This is a genomic window from Streptomyces sp. NPDC058284 (genome assembly GCF_042881135.1).
Taxonomy (GTDB): domain Bacteria; phylum Actinomycetota; class Actinomycetes; order Streptomycetales; family Streptomycetaceae; genus Streptomyces.
The window spans coordinates 45,393-59,850 of the sequence record NZ_JBHVYE010000010.1; the positions used below are offsets into that span (position 1 = coordinate 45,393).

A 14,458-nucleotide genomic window follows, 5' to 3' on the forward strand; every position below is an offset into this window, starting at 1 on the left:
GCGGCTAAAAACCGAGCAGGTCAGACCGGCTTTGGCAGCCCGTCTGACCTGGTCGGAGGTGTGTGTTCCAGAGGAGCCCGGAAGGGGCTAGTTCTTCTGGATCTGGTCGAAGCTGAGCTCGACCGGGGTCTCGCGGCCGAAGATCTCGACGAGGCCCTTGACCTTCTTCGAGTCGGCGTTGATCTCGTTGATCGTCGCCTGCAGCGTCGCGAACGGGCCGTCGGTGACGGTGACCGAGTCGCCCACCTCGAAGTCCAGGACCTGGACCTCGAGCTTGCGGGCCGGAGCCGGCTTGCCCTCGGCCTCGGCGGCCTCGCGGGCGGCCTTCTCCTCGGCCTCCGGGGCGAGCATCTTGACGATCTCGTCCAGGGTCAGCGGGTACGGGTCGTAGGCGTTGCCCACGAAGCCGGTGACGCCGGGGGTGTTGCGGACGACGCCCCAGGACTCGTTCGTCAGGTCCATGCGCACCAGGACGTAGCCGGGGAGCTTGTTCTGGCGGATGGTCTTGCGCTCGCCGTTCTTGATCTGCGCGACCTCTTCCTGCGGCACCTCGGCCTGGAAGATGAAGTCCTCGACGTTCAGCGAGACGGCGCGCTGCTCGAGGTTGGTCTTCACGCGGTTCTCGTAACCGGCGTACGTGTGGATGACGTACCACTCGCCGGGGAGAGTGCGGAGCTCCTCGCGCAGGGCGACGATCGGGTCGACCGGCTCGGACTCCTCGGCCTCGGCGGTCTCGTCGTCGGCGGCCTCGTCCTCGACGGTCCCGGCCTCGTCGTCGGCGCCTTCGGCGTCCGCAGCGGTCTCCTCGTCGGCGACCTCGGCGACCGCGGCCTCGTCCTCGGCGGACTCGGCGACAGCCTCGGCGTCGCCCTCCAGGTGGACGGCGGCCTCTTCGGCGGGCTCGCCGACGGCGGCGTCGGCAGCCTCGGCCTGATCCGGCGCCTCGGCGTCCGCCGCCTCGACGATGTCGAGCTCGTCCTCGACGGACTCGGCATCCTGCCCGCCGCGAGGCTCCATGGCGTCGTTCAGGTTCGGGTCAGACACGGTGGCTGCTTCTTCCTGGATACATGGGGTGGAACACGCGAATAGGGGCGCCGGGTACGGCGCCCTTCGCTCTCGGCTCAGCCGAAGATGTACTTGACAGCGTGGCTGAAGCCATAGTCAATCACGGTCACGAGACCGATCATGATGATGACGAAGACAATCACCACGGTGGTGTAGGTCGTCAGCTGATTGCGAGTCGGCCAGACGACCTTGCGGAGTTCCGCGACGATCTGGCGGTAGAAGAGCGCGAGGCGGCCGAAGGGGCCCTTCTTGCCGCGCTTGCCGCCCTTGCGGGCCTTCTTCTTGGACTCCGGCACCTCGTCCTGGGCATCAGGCATGTCGATGGAGCCCACGGCGTCCGTCACTCGTCCTCACCTGATTCCGGGTCGTGGCCGTGCCGCGCCCGGTTGAGCCGCACGGCGGTGCATTGCAGTACGTACATGCGCACACATCCTGGCGAAGGAGTGTGTAGCAGGGCCGGAGGGACTTGAACCCCCAACCGCTGGTTTTGGAGACCAGTGCTCTACCAATTGAGCTACGACCCTTTGATTTCCCCCAACCTACCGCATCCGCCCATGTGCACGGAGTGCGTCGAGAGGGTGCGGCCGGTGAGGGCCAACGAGCAGTGAGTGTACGTGCTCTGCGGCGCCCCGTCGAACAGAATGGGCTGCGATGCTCTTGGAAACCCCCGCACCGCGGCCGTTTCGGGTCTGGAACGATGGGGCCATGAGCGCTGAAACTTCTCCGACCGAGCGCCGGGTGTCCGCGCGCATCGGTGCGATCTCCGAGTCCGCGACCCTCGCCGTCGACGCCAAGGCCAAGGCCCTCAAGGCCGCGGGCCGCCCGGTGATCGGCTTCGGCGCGGGTGAGCCCGATTTCCCGACGCCGGACTACATCGTCGAGGCGGCCGTAGAGGCCTGCAAGAACCCGAAGTTCCACCGCTACACGCCGGCCGGGGGCCTCCCCGAGCTCAAGGCGGCCATCGCCACGAAGACCCTGCGCGACTCGGGTTACGAGGTGGACGCCTCGCAGATCCTGGTGACCAACGGCGGCAAGCAGGCCATCTACGAGGCGTTCGCCGCGATCCTCGACCCGGGCGACGAGGTCATCGTCCCGGCCCCCTACTGGACGACGTACCCGGAGTCGATCCGTCTCGCCGGCGGTGTCCCGGTCCCGGTCGTCGCCGACGAGACCACCGGCTACCGCGTCTCGGTCGAGCAGCTGGAGGCCGCCCGCACCGAGCGCACCAAGATGGTGCTCTTCGTCTCGCCGTCCAACCCCACGGGCGCCGTCTACAGCGAGGCCGACGCCGAGGCGATCGGCCGCTGGGCCGTCGAGCACGGCCTGTGGGTCATGACCGACGAGATCTACGAACACCTCGTCTATGGGGACGCGAAGTTCACCTCGCTGCCGGCGATCCTGCCCGAGCTGCGCGACAAGTGCGTCGTGGTCAACGGCGTCGCCAAGACGTACGCGATGACCGGCTGGCGGGTGGGCTGGATCATCGGCCCGAAGGACGTCGTGAAGGCCGCGACGAACCTGCAGTCGCACGCCACGTCCAACGTCTCCAACGTCGCGCAGGCCGCCGCGCTCGCTGCCGTCTCCGGCGACCTGGACGCCGTCGACAAGATGCGCGAGGCCTTCGACCGGCGCCGCAGGACCATCGTGCGGATGCTCAACGACATCGAGGGCGTGGTCTGCCCCGAGCCCGAGGGCGCCTTCTACGCCTACCCCTCGGTGAAGGGCCTCATCGGCAAGGAGATCCGCGGCAAGCGCCCGCAGGACTCCGTCGAGCTGGCCGCGCTCATCCTGGAGGAGGCCGAGGTCGCCGTGGTTCCGGGTGAGGCCTTCGGGACGCCGGGTTACCTGCGCCTTTCGTACGCGCTCGGGGACGAGGACCTCGTCGAGGGCGTCTCGCGGATCCAGAAGCTGCTCGCCGAGGCCCGCGACTGAGGTTCCCGGCAGAACAGCGCTCCACGCGCGCGTGCGGGCCGTCTCTCCTTGCCGGAGGGGCGGCCCGCTTCTTCGTTCGGGGAACGCCCCGAACGTGGAAGCCGCTTCCGGGACCCGCCGTGCGTACGGCAAGATCCTCCAATGGAGCGTGTACGAGACGTAAGAGAGCTGCCGAAGGCCCATCTCCACCTGCACTTCACCGGGTCGATGCGGCCCTCGACCCTGCTGGACCTCGCCGACAAGTACGGGGTGCGGCTCCCGGAAGCGCTGACCGGCGCCGAACCGCCGAAGCTGCGCGCCACGGACGAGCGCGGGTGGTTCCGCTTCCAGCGGCTCTACGACGCCGCGCGCTCCTGCCTGCGTGAGCCCGAGGACATCCAGCGCCTGGTGCGCGAGGCCGCGGAGGAGGATCTGCGGGACGGCTCGGGGTGGCTGGAGATCCAGGTCGACCCGACGTCGTACGCGCCGCGGCTCGGTGGTCTGATCCCGGCCCTGGAAATCATCCTGGACGCCGTCGAGAGCGCCTCGCGGGAGACAGGCCTCGGTATGCGCGTCCTGGTCGCCGCGAACCGCATGAAGCACCCGCTGGACGCCCGCACGCTGGCGCGGCTCGCCGTGCGGTACGCGGACCGGGGCATCGTCGGCTTCGGGCTCTCCAACGACGAACGGCGCGGCATGGCGCGGGACTTCGACCGGGCCTTCGCCATCGCGCGCGAGGGCGGCCTCCTCGCGGCGCCGCACGGCGGCGAGCTGAGCGGTCCCGCGTCGGTGCGGGACTGCCTGGACGACCTGGAGGCGACGCGCATCGGGCACGGGGTGCGGGCCGCCGAGGACCCGCGGCTGCTGAAGCGGCTCGCGGACCGGGGTGTGACGTGCGAGGTGTGCCCGGCGTCCAACGTGGCCCTCGGGGTCTACGAGAAGCCGGAGGACGTGCCCCTGCGGACGCTCTTCGAGGCCGGGGTGCCGATGGCGCTCGGCGCCGACGACCCGCTGCTCTTCGGGTCGCGGCTCGCCGCCCAGTACGAGCTCGCGCGCGGGGCGCACGATTTCACGGACGCCGAGCTGGCCGAGCTCGCCCGGCAGTCGATCCGGGGCTCGGCCGCGCCCGTCGGCGTACAGGCCGGGCTGCTGGCCGGGGTGGACGCGTGGCTGGCGGGCGGCTGATCGCCCGCTACAGGCTGACGCCCACCGTCACCGGCTCGTTGACCAGCGTCACACCGAAGGCGTCCCGCACCCCGGCGACGACCTCGCGGGCCAGCTCCAGAAGGTCCTCGGTGGTGGCGCCGCCGCGGTTGGTGAGCGCGAGCGTGTGCTTGGTGGAGATGCGGGCCCGTCCCTGGCCGTAGCCCTTGGTGAAGCCCGCCTTGTCGATGAGCCAGGCGGCGGAGGTCTTCACGCGGCCGTCACCCGTCGGGAAGGCCGGCGGGGCGACGTCCGGGCCGAGGCGGTCCGCCACGCGCGCGTGGAAGGCGGTGAACTCCGCCTCGGTGAGGATCGGGTTGGTGAAGAAGGATCCGGCCGACCAGCTGTCGTGGTCCTCGGGGTCGAGCACCATGCCCTTGCCCGCGCGGAGCTTCAGGACGGTCTCGCGGGCCACCGCGGCGGGCACCCGGTCGCCCGCCTCGACGCCGAGCGTGCGCGCGGTCTCCGGGTACTTGACCGGGGCGCTCATGCCCTGCGCGTCCTCAAGCTCGAAGCGGACCCGCAGCACCACGAACCGGTCGGGATCGGCCTTGAAGCGACTGTGCCGGTACGAGAACTCGCACTCGGCGTTCGACATCGTCACCGTCTCGTGCGTGGTCCGGTCGTACGCGATCACCTCGGTGATCGTCGACGAGACCTCCTGGCCGTACGCGCCGACGTTCTGGATCGGCGTCGCGCCCGCGGAGCCGGGGATTCCGGCGAGGCACTCGATGCCCGCGAGGCCGGCCTCGACGGTCCGCGCCACGGCGTCCGTCCAGACCTCGCCCGCCGCCAGCTCCAGCCTCGTGCCGTCGAGTGCGAAGCCCCGGGTGGCGATGCGCAGGGCGGTGCCGTCGAAGCCCTTGTCGCCGATGACCAGGTTCGAGCCGCCGCCGATGAGCAGCAGCGGGGTTCCTGAGTCGTCGGCCGCGCGGACGGCGGAGATCACCTCGGCGTCGGTCGTCGCGGTGATCAGGCGGGTCGCGGGACCGCCGAGCCGGAAGGTGGTCAGCGGGGCGAGCGGGGCATCGTGGAGTTCCTGCACGTGCCCAAGAGTACGAGAACGGCCCCGCCGGTCGGGGCGGGGCCGTTCTCGTACGGCCGCTCAGGCGGCGACCAGGTCCTCCTGGGGCTTCGCGACGGGCTCTCCGGGGCCCGCGGCCGTGGCGCGGCGGCCCGGGATGCACAGCGCCGCCACGCCCGCGAGGGCCACCAGCCCGGCGCCCACCCAGAGCGCGGGCTCCAGGCCGTCCACGAACTTCTGTGCGGACTCGTAGCCACCCTGCGCCGAGAAGATCGAGGACATCACGGCGATGCCGAGGGCCCCGCCCACCTCGCGCAGCGCGTTGTTGGCGCCGGAGGCGATGCCCTGCTCCTGCGGGCGGACGCTGGACATGACCAGGTTGGCGGCCGGGGCGAAGTAGAGGGCCATCCCCACGCCGCTGATGATCAGGGCGGGCAGCTGCGCGGAGTACGACACGTCGGGCGCCACCACGACGGCGTACCAGGCCAGGCCCACGGCCTGCAGGAAGAGCCCGGCGGCGACGACCGGGCGACCGCCGATCCGGTCGGAGAGGTAGCCCGCGAGCGGTGAGACGAGCATGGGCATGCCGGTCCAGGGCAGCATCCGCAGCCCCGCCTCGGTGGGCGAGTAGTTCAGGACGCCCTGCATGTACTGGCTGAGCAGGAAGATCGAGCCGAACATGCCGAGGAACATCAGCAGGCTCGCGGCGTTGATGCCGGAGAAGGCACGGCTACGGAAGAGGCGCATCGGCAGCATCGGCGCCTTGGCGCGTATCCCGTGGCGGACGAAGCCGCCGAGCAGCACGACACCCACCGACAGGCTGACGAGGACGGTGCCACTGGACCAGCCGTCGAGCGGCCCGCGCACCAGGGCGTACACGATTCCGAAGAGACCGCCGCTGGCGAGCAGGGTGCCGGTGATGTCGAGCCGCGCCCCGGGGGCGTACGACTCGGCGAGGCGCAGGCGCGCGAGCGGCAGCACGGCCAGGCCGAGCGGGACGTTCAGCCAGAAGATCCACTGCCAGGAGACGTGCTCGGTGAGGCTGCCGCCGATCAGCGGGCCACTGGCGACCGCGAGTCCGTTGACGGCGCCCCAAATGCCGTACGCCATGCCGCGCTTGGCCGGGGACACGGCCGCCGTGAGCAGGGTCAGCGTCAGCGGCATCATGATCGCGGCGCCGACGCCCTGCACCGCGCGGGCGGCGATGAGCGCGTCGAGGCCCGGGGCGAGGGCCGCCGCGGCGGAGGCGCCGGTGAACACCGTGAGGCCGACGAGGAAGAGCCTGCGGCGGCCGAACCGGTCCCCCAGGGCCGCGCCGAACATCAGCAGCACGGCGAAGGTGAGGGTGTAGGCGCTCACCGTCCATTCGAGGTCGTGCAGCGCGCCGCCGAGGTCCTCGCGGATGGAGGGCAGGGCGGTGGTGACGACGAGATTGTCGAGTGCCGCCATGAATCCGGCGACGCTGGTGATGACGAGGGCCCAGACCGCGCCCCCGCGCCGTGCCGTCTGCTGTGACATGTGCTTCCCCCTGCTTAGGTTAGTTATTGATGACTAACTTTTGCGGCCATGAAAAGCCCGCCCCCGAGGCGTGCACACGCCTCACGGCTTGGGCTGCGGCGATGTGAAGAAACCGGCCCACACCCGGTGGTCGGGCTGAAACCCCATCGACACCAGGACATTGATCAGCATTCCGTACGCCAGGAACGTGGTCGTCCTGTCGATGTCCGCCCCCAGCGCGAGACGCACCGTGTCGTACATCTCCGTCCAGGCGGCCCGCAGCGCCGCCCCGAACTCCGGGTCGTCGGACGCCTCGGCGGCGGCCGTGGCGACGTACATCTGCATCTGCATGAGCAGCTTGTCCGGGTCGTCGGCGATGAGCGACTGGTAGGCCTGCCCCATGGCTTGCACGGCCTTCTCCCCCTCAAGCCCCTTCGAAGCCTCCTGGAAGACCTCCGCGGTCTCCTGGCAGCACCGCTCGGCGGCGGCGAGGAAGATCGCCCGCTTGTCCCGGAAGAGCCGGAAGAGATACGGCTGCGAGACCCCCACCCGCTTGGCGATCGCCTCGGTAGAGGTGCCCTTGTAGCCACTGCGGGCGAACTCGACCATCGCCGCGCGGATGACGCTCTCGCGTCGCTCCTCTGCGCTCATCCTGACCATGCGGGATAAGTTAGTGGCCAATCACTAAGCGGTCAAGTGATGGGCGGACCGTGCTTTACGAGTAAGGGGCGCACCTCCCTGGAGGGCGCCCCTTACACAGCTCTTCTTGCGCATGTGTTGCTTGCTGCCACGTACCCGCGTACGTGAGCTGCCGCCGTCGGCCGTCAGGCCAGCTGCACGACCGCTCGCGACATGCCGAGGACCTTCTGCTCGCCGCTCCTGGCGAGCAGGTCGATCCGTACGCGCCCGTCGTCCAGCTTGGCCGCGACCTTGGCGCTGACCTCGATGGTGGCGCCCTTGTCGTCGTTCGGGACGACGACGGGCTTGGTGAAGCGCACGCCGTACTCGACGATCGCCCCCGGGTCGCCCAGCCAGTCGGTCACGACGCGGATCGCCTCGGCCATGGTGAACATGCCGTGCGCGATGACGTCGGGAAGGCCGACCTCGAGCGCGAACTTCTCGTTCCAGTGGATCGGGTTGAAGTCCCCGGAAGCGCCCGCGTACTGCACGAGTGTGGCGCGTGTCACCGGGAAGGTCTGGGCCGGCAGCTCGGTGCCGACCTCGACGTCGTCGTAGGAAATCTTCGCCGTCATCGCCTCACGCCTCCTTCGCCGCGGGCGCCGCCGCACGCGAGACGAGCTTGATCCAGGTGGTCACGACGTGCTCGCCGGCCTCGTCGTGGACCTCGCCGCGGACGTCCAGGATGTCGTTGCCCGCGAGGGACTTGACCGACTCGATGGTCGAGCTGACGGTGAGGCGGTCACCCGCGTGCACCGGGCGGCTGTAGGCGAACTTCTGGTCGCCGTGCACGACGCGGCTGTAGTCCAGCCCGAGCTGCGGGTCCTCTATGACCTGTCCCGCCGCCTTGAAAGTGATCGCGAACACAAAAGTCGGCGGGGCGATCACATCGGGGTGGCCGAGCGCCTTCGCGGCCTCCGTGTCGGTGTACGCGGGATTGGCGTCCCCCACCGCCTCGGCGAACTCACGGATCTTCTCCCGGCCGACCTCATAAGGATCAGTGGGGGGATAGGAACGCCCCACAAAGGACTGGTCGAGCGCCATGGGCCCGGTACCTCCTGCGATTGTTTTCCGAAACGACGCGAGGCCGCCCCCAACCAACGGGGACGGCCTCGTGTACGAGCCTGTGTTTAGCGCGTTTCGCGGTGCGCAGTGTGCGCGTTGCAGCGCGGGCAGTGCTTCTTCATCTCAAGACGGTCCGGGTCGTTACGCCGGTTCTTCTTGGTGATGTAGTTCCGCTCCTTGCACTCCACGCAGGCCAGCGTGATCTTCGGGCGGACGTCGGTGGCAGCCACGTGAGTGCTCCTTGACGGACGGATGGACGGATGAACGCATACAAGAGTAGCCGATCGAAGGACCGACCCCACAATCGGCTACCGTTAGTAGCGGTGACCGGACTTGAACCGGTGACACAGCGATTATGAGCCGCTTGCTCTACCGACTGAGCTACACCGCTGCGATGCCGGATCCCCTCACCCGAGGGTGAGGATCACTCGACATCAGAGCCCCAATGCGGAATCGAACCGCAGACCTTCTCCTTACCATGGAGACGCTCTACCGACTGAGCTATTGGGGCGAGCGATGAAGACATTACACGGTTGGTCGCCGATCGCCCAAATCCGTTTCGCCGGGGCTGTCCCAGGCCTCGGAAAGCCCACCTCAGGGGTCACCTCAGGGGTCTCTGAACACCCCGCCCGTGCACTCGCACCACACCGGTACGACTATTCCGCTCCTCCTCGAAGCGGGCCTTTCGCCGTCCTAGGGTCCTTCTGACGGATCTCCGCCGGATCTCCGCGGCGTCGCGGCGATCCGTCAGAAGGACCCCAGGCTCGGCACACGCTGCGTGATCTTGGCGCCTCGACGACAGCAGCCGCCCTCGAACCCCAGGAGCGCGATGCCCGACAGCCAGCCGCAGCAGCCCCACTCCTCCGGTGCCTGGGGCCCGTCCGGTTCCGGCCACCCGGACGACTCCGGAGCCCTGCTGCTCTGCGGCGCCCGGCTCACCGACGGCAGGACCGTGGACGTCCGCCTCGGCGGCGGGCGCATCGAGGCGGTCGGCACGGTCGGCAGCCTCAGCACCCACGCCGCGCGGGTGGACCTCGCCGGCTACCTCCTGCTGCCCGCGGCCGCCGAGCCGCACGCACACGGCGACACGGCGCTGTCGGCGGACGTGCCGGGGCCCGTCTCGTACGACGTCCCCGACGTGCAGCGCAGGGCCACGGAGGCGGCTCTGCTGCAGCTCGGGCACGGCGCGACGGCGCTGCGCTCGCACGTGCGGATCGGCGGCGTCCAAGGGCTCGGCCCGATGGAGGCGGTGCTGCAGGCGCGGCGTTCGCTGCGGGGCCTGGTGGATCTGACGGCCGTCGCCGTGCCGCGGCTGCTGACCGGCGTCGCGGGCGCCGACGGGCTCGCGATGCTGCGGGACGCGGTGAAAATGGGCGCCTCCGTAGTGGGCGGTTGTCCTGATCTCGACCCCGATCCCGCGGGCTACGCGGAGGCGGTCCTGGAGATCGCGGCGGAGCACGGCTGCCCCGTCGACCTGCACACGGACGGCGACGACCCGGCACGGCTCGGCCGTCTCGCGGCGATGGCCGGCGGGCTGCGGGCCGGCGTGACGATCGGCCCGTGCGCCGGGCTCGGACGGCTCCCCGCGGACGTGGCCGCACGCACCGCCGAGCAGCTCGCGGCCGCCGCGGTGACGGTGGTCTGCCTGCCGCAGGGCGGGTGCGGGAGCGCGGAGCGGGGCAGCACGGAGCGCGGTGGCGCGGCTCCCGTGCGGCTGCTGCGGGCGGCGGGGGTGCGGGTGGCCGCGGGCAGCGGGGCGATGCGGGACGTGTCGAATCCGGTGGGGCGCGGGGACCCGCTGGAGGCCGCGTACCTGCTTGCCTCGCGGTGCGGGCTGCGCCCCGAGGACGCCTACGGCGCGGTGAGCGGGGCGGCGCGGGCGGCGATGGGCCTTCCCGAGGTGCGGGTGGAGGCGGGCTTCCCCGCCGAACTGCTCGCCGTGCGCGGCGACCGGCTCGCGGGTGCGCTGTCGCTCGCGTACAGCCGGATCGTGGTGCACCGGGGGCGCGTCGTGGCGCGGACCAGCGCGGTGCGCGAGTACTGCGACTCGGCCGCCGCGGTGGCGCTGGACCTGCCGCGGCAGGGGCGGTCGACGGGCGGTACGGGCCCTGGGCGTACGAAGGGTGACGAGCCGTCGGCCTGAGATGTCGGCCGGCGCCGGAAGCGGGCTCCACGCGCGCGTAGGGCACGCCTGAGGCAGGCGTAGGGCGCGCGTGGAGGGCGGTCGCGCGCGGTCCATGCGGTGGGTTTTCCGGTCCCCCGCGCGCGTGTTGAGCGCTCGCGTCCGCCCTGTCGTACGGTCGGGAGTATGCGCATTGTCATCGCTGGTGGTCATGGTCAGATCGCGCTGCGGCTCGAGCGTCTGCTCGCCGCGCGTGGTGACGAGGTCGCGGGGCTGATCCGCGCTGCCGGGCAGGAGGCCGACCTGCGCGAGGCGGGCGCCGAACCGGTGCTGTGCGACCTGGAGTCGGCGTCGGTCGACGAGGTGGCCGGGCATCTGCGCGGCGCCGACGCGGCCGTCTTCGCGGCGGGCGCGGGGCCGGGCAGCGGCGTCGACCGCAAGAACACCGTGGACCGGGGCGCGGCCGTGCTCTTCGCGGACGCGGCGGAGCGGGCCGGGGTGCGGCGCTACATCGTCGTGTCCTCGATGGGCGCCGATCCCGCACACCAGGGCGACGAGGTCTTCGACGCCTACCTGCGCGCCAAGGGCGAGGCCGACGCGTACGTACGCGCGCGTGGCGCCCTGGACTGGACGGTCCTGCGCCCCGGGATGCTGACGGACGACGCGGGCACCGGCCTCGTCCGCCTGGAGGCATCCACGGGCCGTGGGCCGATCCCCAGGGACGACGTCGCCGCGGTCCTCGCGGAGCTTCTGGAGACGCCCGCGACGGCCGGGCTGACGCTGGAGCTGATCAGCGGGTCGGTGCCGGTCTCTGTGGCGGTCAAGTCGGTCGCGGGCAACTGAGGCTCCGAGGAGCTGAGGGCTTGAGGAGCTGAGCGCTTGAGGACCTGAGGGCTTGAGGACCTGAGGGCGGCTCAGAACAGCGGGAGCTGGCCGGGGAGGTCCGGGACGACATAGCCGTCCAGGGCGGGCTGTGCGGCGCCCAGCTGGGCCTGGGTGCGCGAGCCGGGGCAGGAGACGAGGTCGCCGGTGGCGCGTGGGCCGGGCGGGTCGTGGCGGGCGAACCGTCCACCGACGACGGCGATCTCACGGCGGCACACCGGGCAGTTTCTGCGACGGGACGACATGGTCCCATTCTGTGCACAGAAGGCTCCGAACAGGGCTCGGACGGAGCTCGGGCAGGCCCGGACCGGGCTCCGCGGACGCACGGTCACCCCTGAGGGCCGGTCCGTGCCGTCGAAGCGCCCCCATGTCAGGTACAGGACGAGCCCCTGGTTCTTCCGCATGGCGAACCCTGGCGAATAGTCGGAGCCCAACGGTTCGCGTGCGGCCCCGCGATAGCCTCCGCTACGAACTCACAGTCTTGCCTCTCCATGCCCCTCCTGGTTCTCACGAAGCAGGGGGGACCACGAGAGGTTGGAGGTGAGTAGATGGACCAGTCTGAGATGCCGAGATGGTTTCGGCAGCATCGGTGGTGGATCCAGTTGGCACTGGATGCCGTGGCCGCGGCTGGAACGATCGCGGGGTGTCTGGCGCCGTTCGTGTTCTGACGGTGCCTGAACGGCGATCCGGTCGGACGGGCCCAAGAATGCGGGCCCGGCCGTTGGATGCTCGACCGGGCCCGCCGCCCGCGTGATGGGCCTGGCTCCGGATTGCCCCCGGGGTCAGGCCTCCGCCACGTCGGGAGACCAATCTGCACCACCCGCTACGGTCGCGTGAAGGCCAAAAGCAGCGGCCACAGGGGCACTTGCTCAAATGTAGCGGCAGCTTGATCCAGGCTCTCCGCCCGTCGTCCAAAATGGGGCGTGTTAGCCAGCGTTAACCGAAAGACACCGCAGGTCAAGAGCGCCGAAGGTAGCGAACCCTGGCGAAACCGTGATCTTGGCGGGCCCCGGCGAACGCGACGCGGCCCCACCACGCCCGACCCACACGAAGAAACCCCCTCCGCCCTGCGTTTCCGCAGTTCGGAGGGGGTTTACCTTCATGTGGCGGCGCCAGGATTCGAACCTGGGAAGGCTGAGCCGGCAGATTTACAGTCTGCTCCCTTTGGCCGCTCGGGCACACCGCCGGGTTTGCTGCCTGCTCCGCTTTCGCGGCGCTCCGTGGCAACGACGTAAACGATACCTGATGCCCAGGGGTGCTTCGCCACCCGATTGATCGACACCCCGCGCGGGGGCGGTGGCTAGGCTTTGCGGATGCGGCCGGCGTCAGAGGGCCGTGTATCCGCTGAGTACGCACACCCCGATACAAGGAGCCACAGGACATGGCCGACTCCAGTTTCGACATCGTCTCGAAGGTCGAGCGGCAAGAGGTCGACAACGCCCTCAACCAGGCCGCCAAGGAGATCTCGCAGCGTTACGACTTCAAGGGCACGGGCGCCTCGATCTCGTGGTCCGGCGAGAAGATCCTGATGGAGGCGAACGGCGAGGAGCGGGTCAAGGCGATCCTCGACATCTTCCAGTCCAAGCTGATCAAGCGGGGGATCTCGCTGAAGTCGCTGGACGCGGGCGAGCCGCAGCTGTCCGGCAAGGAGTACAAGATCTTCGCCTCCATCGAGGAGGGCATCTCCCAGGAGAACGCCAAGAAGGTCGCCAAGGTCATCCGCGACGAGGGCCCCAAGGGCGTCAAGGCGCAGGTCCAGGGCGACGAGCTGCGCGTCAGCTCGAAGAGTCGCGATGACCTGCAGGCCGTGCAGGCGCTGCTCAAGGGGCAGGACTTCGACTTCGCGGTGCAGTTCGTGAACTACCGCTGACCGACTGGTCTGACCTGCACGGACGTTGCTAAGCAGACTTAGCAGGGCACAACGGGGGCACATCGCCGAGGACCGACTCGACGGCCGCCCTCGTTGTGTCCTCCTCATCGGGCCAAAGGTGCGTGTACGTATCGAGCGTGATCGACGGCTTGGCGTGGCCTAGCCGCTTCTGCACCGTCTTGACGCTCTCCCGGTGCTTGATCAAGAGCGACGCGTAGAAGTGGCGCGGGTCGTAGAGGCTGGCACCGTCCGGCACCTCGACGCGGGACGGCTCGCCGCCCTGCGGCCTGCCGCTGTGGACCCATGCCGTGTGCGCCTTGTCGTGCGCCGCAGCGAGCGCCTTGTTCGCCTTCTGCCGGGCTCTTCGCCACACGTGCGACCACGCCCCGCGCCGAACCACCGCGCGGTAGTCATTAAGGAAGAGCAGCCGTGCCGTGCGGTGGCGCGGCTTGCGCGGGTCGGTCCGGTCCTCGATCTTCACGCCGCCGCCCGCGGGGAACTGCTCAAGGTGCACTGCGAGCGCGTCCACTGCCGCTTTCGTGAGCGGCACCGTGCGGTAGCTCTCGTGCGTCTTGGGCTCGCCGAGGTAGGGCTCACCGTCGTCTGGGTCGATGAGCTGCTGACGCACCTTCACCTCACGGCGCAGGAAGTCGATGCAGTCGACTTCCAGGCCAAACAGCTCCCCTTGTCACAACCCGGACGATGCCGCGAGCAGGTACAAGGCCCTGAATCGTGGTGCTGCCGCGTCTATGAGCGCGCGGACCGCGTCCGCGTGCAAGGGGATGATCTCGACTTTCCGTTGCCGGGGGCAGCCGCACACCATCACAAGGGCTGATCGCGATGATCCGGTCTCGAACGGCCGTCTTCAGCGGAGTTACCAAGTAGGCGTACGTAACAGCCAGAGTCGACGGCGCGAGCACCTGCGACCGGTCCTTGATCCATGCCTGTATGTCCGACGGCCGGATTGCGCTCGTCCCTTTGCTGCCACTGGTGGTGCTCTTTGTTGCGGTCGTCTTCAATCGAGGTCGGATGCCAAATGCGGGGCAACTCACCGATATGATCATCCCTCGGTGAGCCTGAAGGCCTTCCATAGAGTCCCACTCGCCTCGCCACATAGGACATCGCCTTAGCTTCAGGCTGG

The 14,458-nt window shown here is 69.8% G+C and carries 15 protein-coding genes and 4 tRNA genes; 5 read left to right on the forward strand and 14 right to left on the reverse strand.

Annotated features, from left to right (window positions below; all coding sequences use genetic code 11):
- Nucleotides 1-87 precede the first annotated feature (87 nt).
- From nusG to ACFVYR_RS16245, 3 genes are all read right to left on the reverse strand, one after another.
- Complete coding sequence (gene nusG / locus ACFVYR_RS16235; RefSeq protein ID WP_384250480.1) at nucleotides 88-1,044, reverse strand: transcription termination/antitermination protein NusG; 957 nt, start codon at nucleotides 1,042-1,044, stop codon at nucleotides 88-90.
- A gap of 77 nt (nucleotides 1,045-1,121) precedes the next feature.
- Nucleotides 1,122-1,409, reverse strand: a complete 288-nt coding sequence (gene secE, locus ACFVYR_RS16240) for a preprotein translocase subunit SecE (protein WP_384250483.1) — start codon at nucleotides 1,407-1,409, stop codon at nucleotides 1,122-1,124.
- A 107-nt stretch (nucleotides 1,410-1,516) separates the two neighbouring features.
- A tRNA-Trp gene (locus tag ACFVYR_RS16245) sits at nucleotides 1,517-1,589 on the reverse strand.
- A 181-nt stretch (nucleotides 1,590-1,770) separates the two neighbouring features.
- Between ACFVYR_RS16245 and ACFVYR_RS16250 the strand changes: the two genes are divergently transcribed.
- Together ACFVYR_RS16250 and ACFVYR_RS16255 are read left to right on the forward strand one after the other, a co-directional pair.
- Nucleotides 1,771-2,997 (forward strand): pyridoxal phosphate-dependent aminotransferase, encoded by a 1,227-nt coding sequence (locus ACFVYR_RS16250; protein ID WP_384250485.1) that lies wholly within the window; start codon nucleotides 1,771-1,773, stop codon nucleotides 2,995-2,997.
- Between the two features lie 141 nt (nucleotides 2,998-3,138).
- Entirely contained in the window at nucleotides 3,139-4,161 is a 1,023-nt protein-coding gene (locus tag ACFVYR_RS16255; protein ID WP_384250487.1) for an adenosine deaminase, read from the forward strand.
- Between the two features lie 7 nt (nucleotides 4,162-4,168).
- Here the strand turns inward: ACFVYR_RS16255 and ACFVYR_RS16260 are convergent, their stop codons facing one another.
- From ACFVYR_RS16260 to ACFVYR_RS16295, 8 genes are all read right to left on the reverse strand, one after another.
- Nucleotides 4,169-5,224 carry a UDP-N-acetylmuramate dehydrogenase gene (locus ACFVYR_RS16260; RefSeq protein ID WP_384250489.1) on the reverse strand — a complete coding sequence of 352 codons (1,056 nt, stop codon included), beginning with the start codon at nucleotides 5,222-5,224 and terminating at the stop codon, nucleotides 4,169-4,171.
- Between the two features lie 60 nt (nucleotides 5,225-5,284).
- Nucleotides 5,285-6,721 carry an MFS transporter gene (locus ACFVYR_RS16265; protein WP_384250492.1) on the reverse strand — a complete coding sequence of 479 codons (1,437 nt, stop codon included), beginning with the start codon at nucleotides 6,719-6,721 and terminating at the stop codon, nucleotides 5,285-5,287.
- Between the two features lie 81 nt (nucleotides 6,722-6,802).
- Nucleotides 6,803-7,360 (reverse strand): TetR/AcrR family transcriptional regulator, encoded by a 558-nt coding sequence (locus ACFVYR_RS16270; RefSeq protein WP_384250495.1) that lies wholly within the window; start codon nucleotides 7,358-7,360, stop codon nucleotides 6,803-6,805.
- A gap of 164 nt (nucleotides 7,361-7,524) precedes the next feature.
- Nucleotides 7,525-7,953, reverse strand: coding sequence for a MaoC family dehydratase (locus ACFVYR_RS16275; protein ID WP_384250497.1), 429 nt, complete (start codon nucleotides 7,951-7,953; stop codon nucleotides 7,525-7,527).
- 4 nt (nucleotides 7,954-7,957) lie between these two features.
- The gene (locus tag ACFVYR_RS16280; RefSeq protein ID WP_384250500.1) at nucleotides 7,958-8,422 is read right to left on the reverse strand and encodes a MaoC family dehydratase N-terminal domain-containing protein; all 465 of its coding nucleotides are present in this window, start codon (nucleotides 8,420-8,422) and stop codon (nucleotides 7,958-7,960) included.
- A gap of 86 nt (nucleotides 8,423-8,508) precedes the next feature.
- Nucleotides 8,509-8,673, reverse strand: a complete 165-nt coding sequence (gene rpmG, locus ACFVYR_RS16285; protein WP_004571794.1) for a 50S ribosomal protein L33 — start codon at nucleotides 8,671-8,673, stop codon at nucleotides 8,509-8,511.
- Nucleotides 8,674-8,761: 88 nt separating this feature from the next.
- Nucleotides 8,762-8,834: transfer RNA gene (locus ACFVYR_RS16290), tRNA-Met, on the reverse strand.
- Between the two features lie 47 nt (nucleotides 8,835-8,881).
- Nucleotides 8,882-8,954, reverse strand: a tRNA-Thr gene (locus ACFVYR_RS16295).
- Between the two features lie 318 nt (nucleotides 8,955-9,272).
- Between ACFVYR_RS16295 and ACFVYR_RS16300 the strand changes: the two genes are divergently transcribed.
- Both ACFVYR_RS16300 and ACFVYR_RS16305 read left to right on the forward strand, forming a co-directional pair.
- Complete coding sequence (locus ACFVYR_RS16300; RefSeq protein ID WP_384250502.1) at nucleotides 9,273-10,586, forward strand: amidohydrolase family protein; 1,314 nt, start codon at nucleotides 9,273-9,275, stop codon at nucleotides 10,584-10,586.
- Between the two features lie 165 nt (nucleotides 10,587-10,751).
- The gene (locus ACFVYR_RS16305) at nucleotides 10,752-11,408 is read left to right on the forward strand and encodes an SDR family oxidoreductase (protein WP_384250504.1); all 657 of its coding nucleotides are present in this window, start codon (nucleotides 10,752-10,754) and stop codon (nucleotides 11,406-11,408) included.
- Nucleotides 11,409-11,479: 71 nt separating this feature from the next.
- Here the strand turns inward: ACFVYR_RS16305 and ACFVYR_RS16310 are convergent, their stop codons facing one another.
- Entirely contained in the window at nucleotides 11,480-11,692 is a 213-nt protein-coding gene (locus tag ACFVYR_RS16310) for a hypothetical protein (protein WP_384250507.1), read from the reverse strand.
- Nucleotides 11,693-12,551: 859 nt separating this feature from the next.
- A tRNA-Tyr gene (locus ACFVYR_RS16315) sits at nucleotides 12,552-12,633 on the reverse strand.
- 195 nt (nucleotides 12,634-12,828) lie between these two features.
- Here ACFVYR_RS16315 and ACFVYR_RS16320 point away from each other — a divergent pair.
- Nucleotides 12,829-13,317, forward strand: coding sequence for a YajQ family cyclic di-GMP-binding protein (locus tag ACFVYR_RS16320; RefSeq protein ID WP_384250509.1), 489 nt, complete (start codon nucleotides 12,829-12,831; stop codon nucleotides 13,315-13,317).
- A 28-nt stretch (nucleotides 13,318-13,345) separates the two neighbouring features.
- Here the strand turns inward: ACFVYR_RS16320 and ACFVYR_RS16325 are convergent, their stop codons facing one another.
- Nucleotides 13,346-13,945, reverse strand: coding sequence for a tyrosine-type recombinase/integrase (locus ACFVYR_RS16325; RefSeq protein ID WP_384250512.1), 600 nt, complete (start codon nucleotides 13,943-13,945; stop codon nucleotides 13,346-13,348).
- Nucleotides 13,946-14,458: the final 513 nt, after the last annotated feature.

Coding starts and splice junctions, on each gene's coding strand:
- ACFVYR_RS16250 (WP_384250485.1), top strand. CDS start 1,771: ATGAGCGCTGAAACTTCTCCGACCGAGCGCCGGGTGTCCGCGCGCATC.
- ACFVYR_RS16255 (WP_384250487.1), top strand. CDS start 3,139: ATGGAGCGTGTACGAGACGTAAGAGAGCTGCCGAAGGCCCATCTCCAC.
- ACFVYR_RS16265 (WP_384250492.1), bottom strand. CDS start 6,721: ATGTCACAGCAGACGGCACGGCGCGGGGGCGCGGTCTGGGCCCTCGTC.
- ACFVYR_RS16270 (WP_384250495.1), bottom strand. CDS start 7,360: ATGGTCAGGATGAGCGCAGAGGAGCGACGCGAGAGCGTCATCCGCGCG.
- ACFVYR_RS16275 (WP_384250497.1), bottom strand. CDS start 7,953: ATGACGGCGAAGATTTCCTACGACGACGTCGAGGTCGGCACCGAGCTG.
- ACFVYR_RS16280 (WP_384250500.1), bottom strand. CDS start 8,422: ATGGCGCTCGACCAGTCCTTTGTGGGGCGTTCCTATCCCCCCACTGAT.
- ACFVYR_RS16300 (WP_384250502.1), top strand. CDS start 9,273: ATGCCCGACAGCCAGCCGCAGCAGCCCCACTCCTCCGGTGCCTGGGGC.
- ACFVYR_RS16305 (WP_384250504.1), top strand. CDS start 10,752: ATGCGCATTGTCATCGCTGGTGGTCATGGTCAGATCGCGCTGCGGCTC.
- ACFVYR_RS16310 (WP_384250507.1), bottom strand. CDS start 11,692: ATGTCGTCCCGTCGCAGAAACTGCCCGGTGTGCCGCCGTGAGATCGCC.
- ACFVYR_RS16320 (WP_384250509.1), top strand. CDS start 12,829: ATGGCCGACTCCAGTTTCGACATCGTCTCGAAGGTCGAGCGGCAAGAG.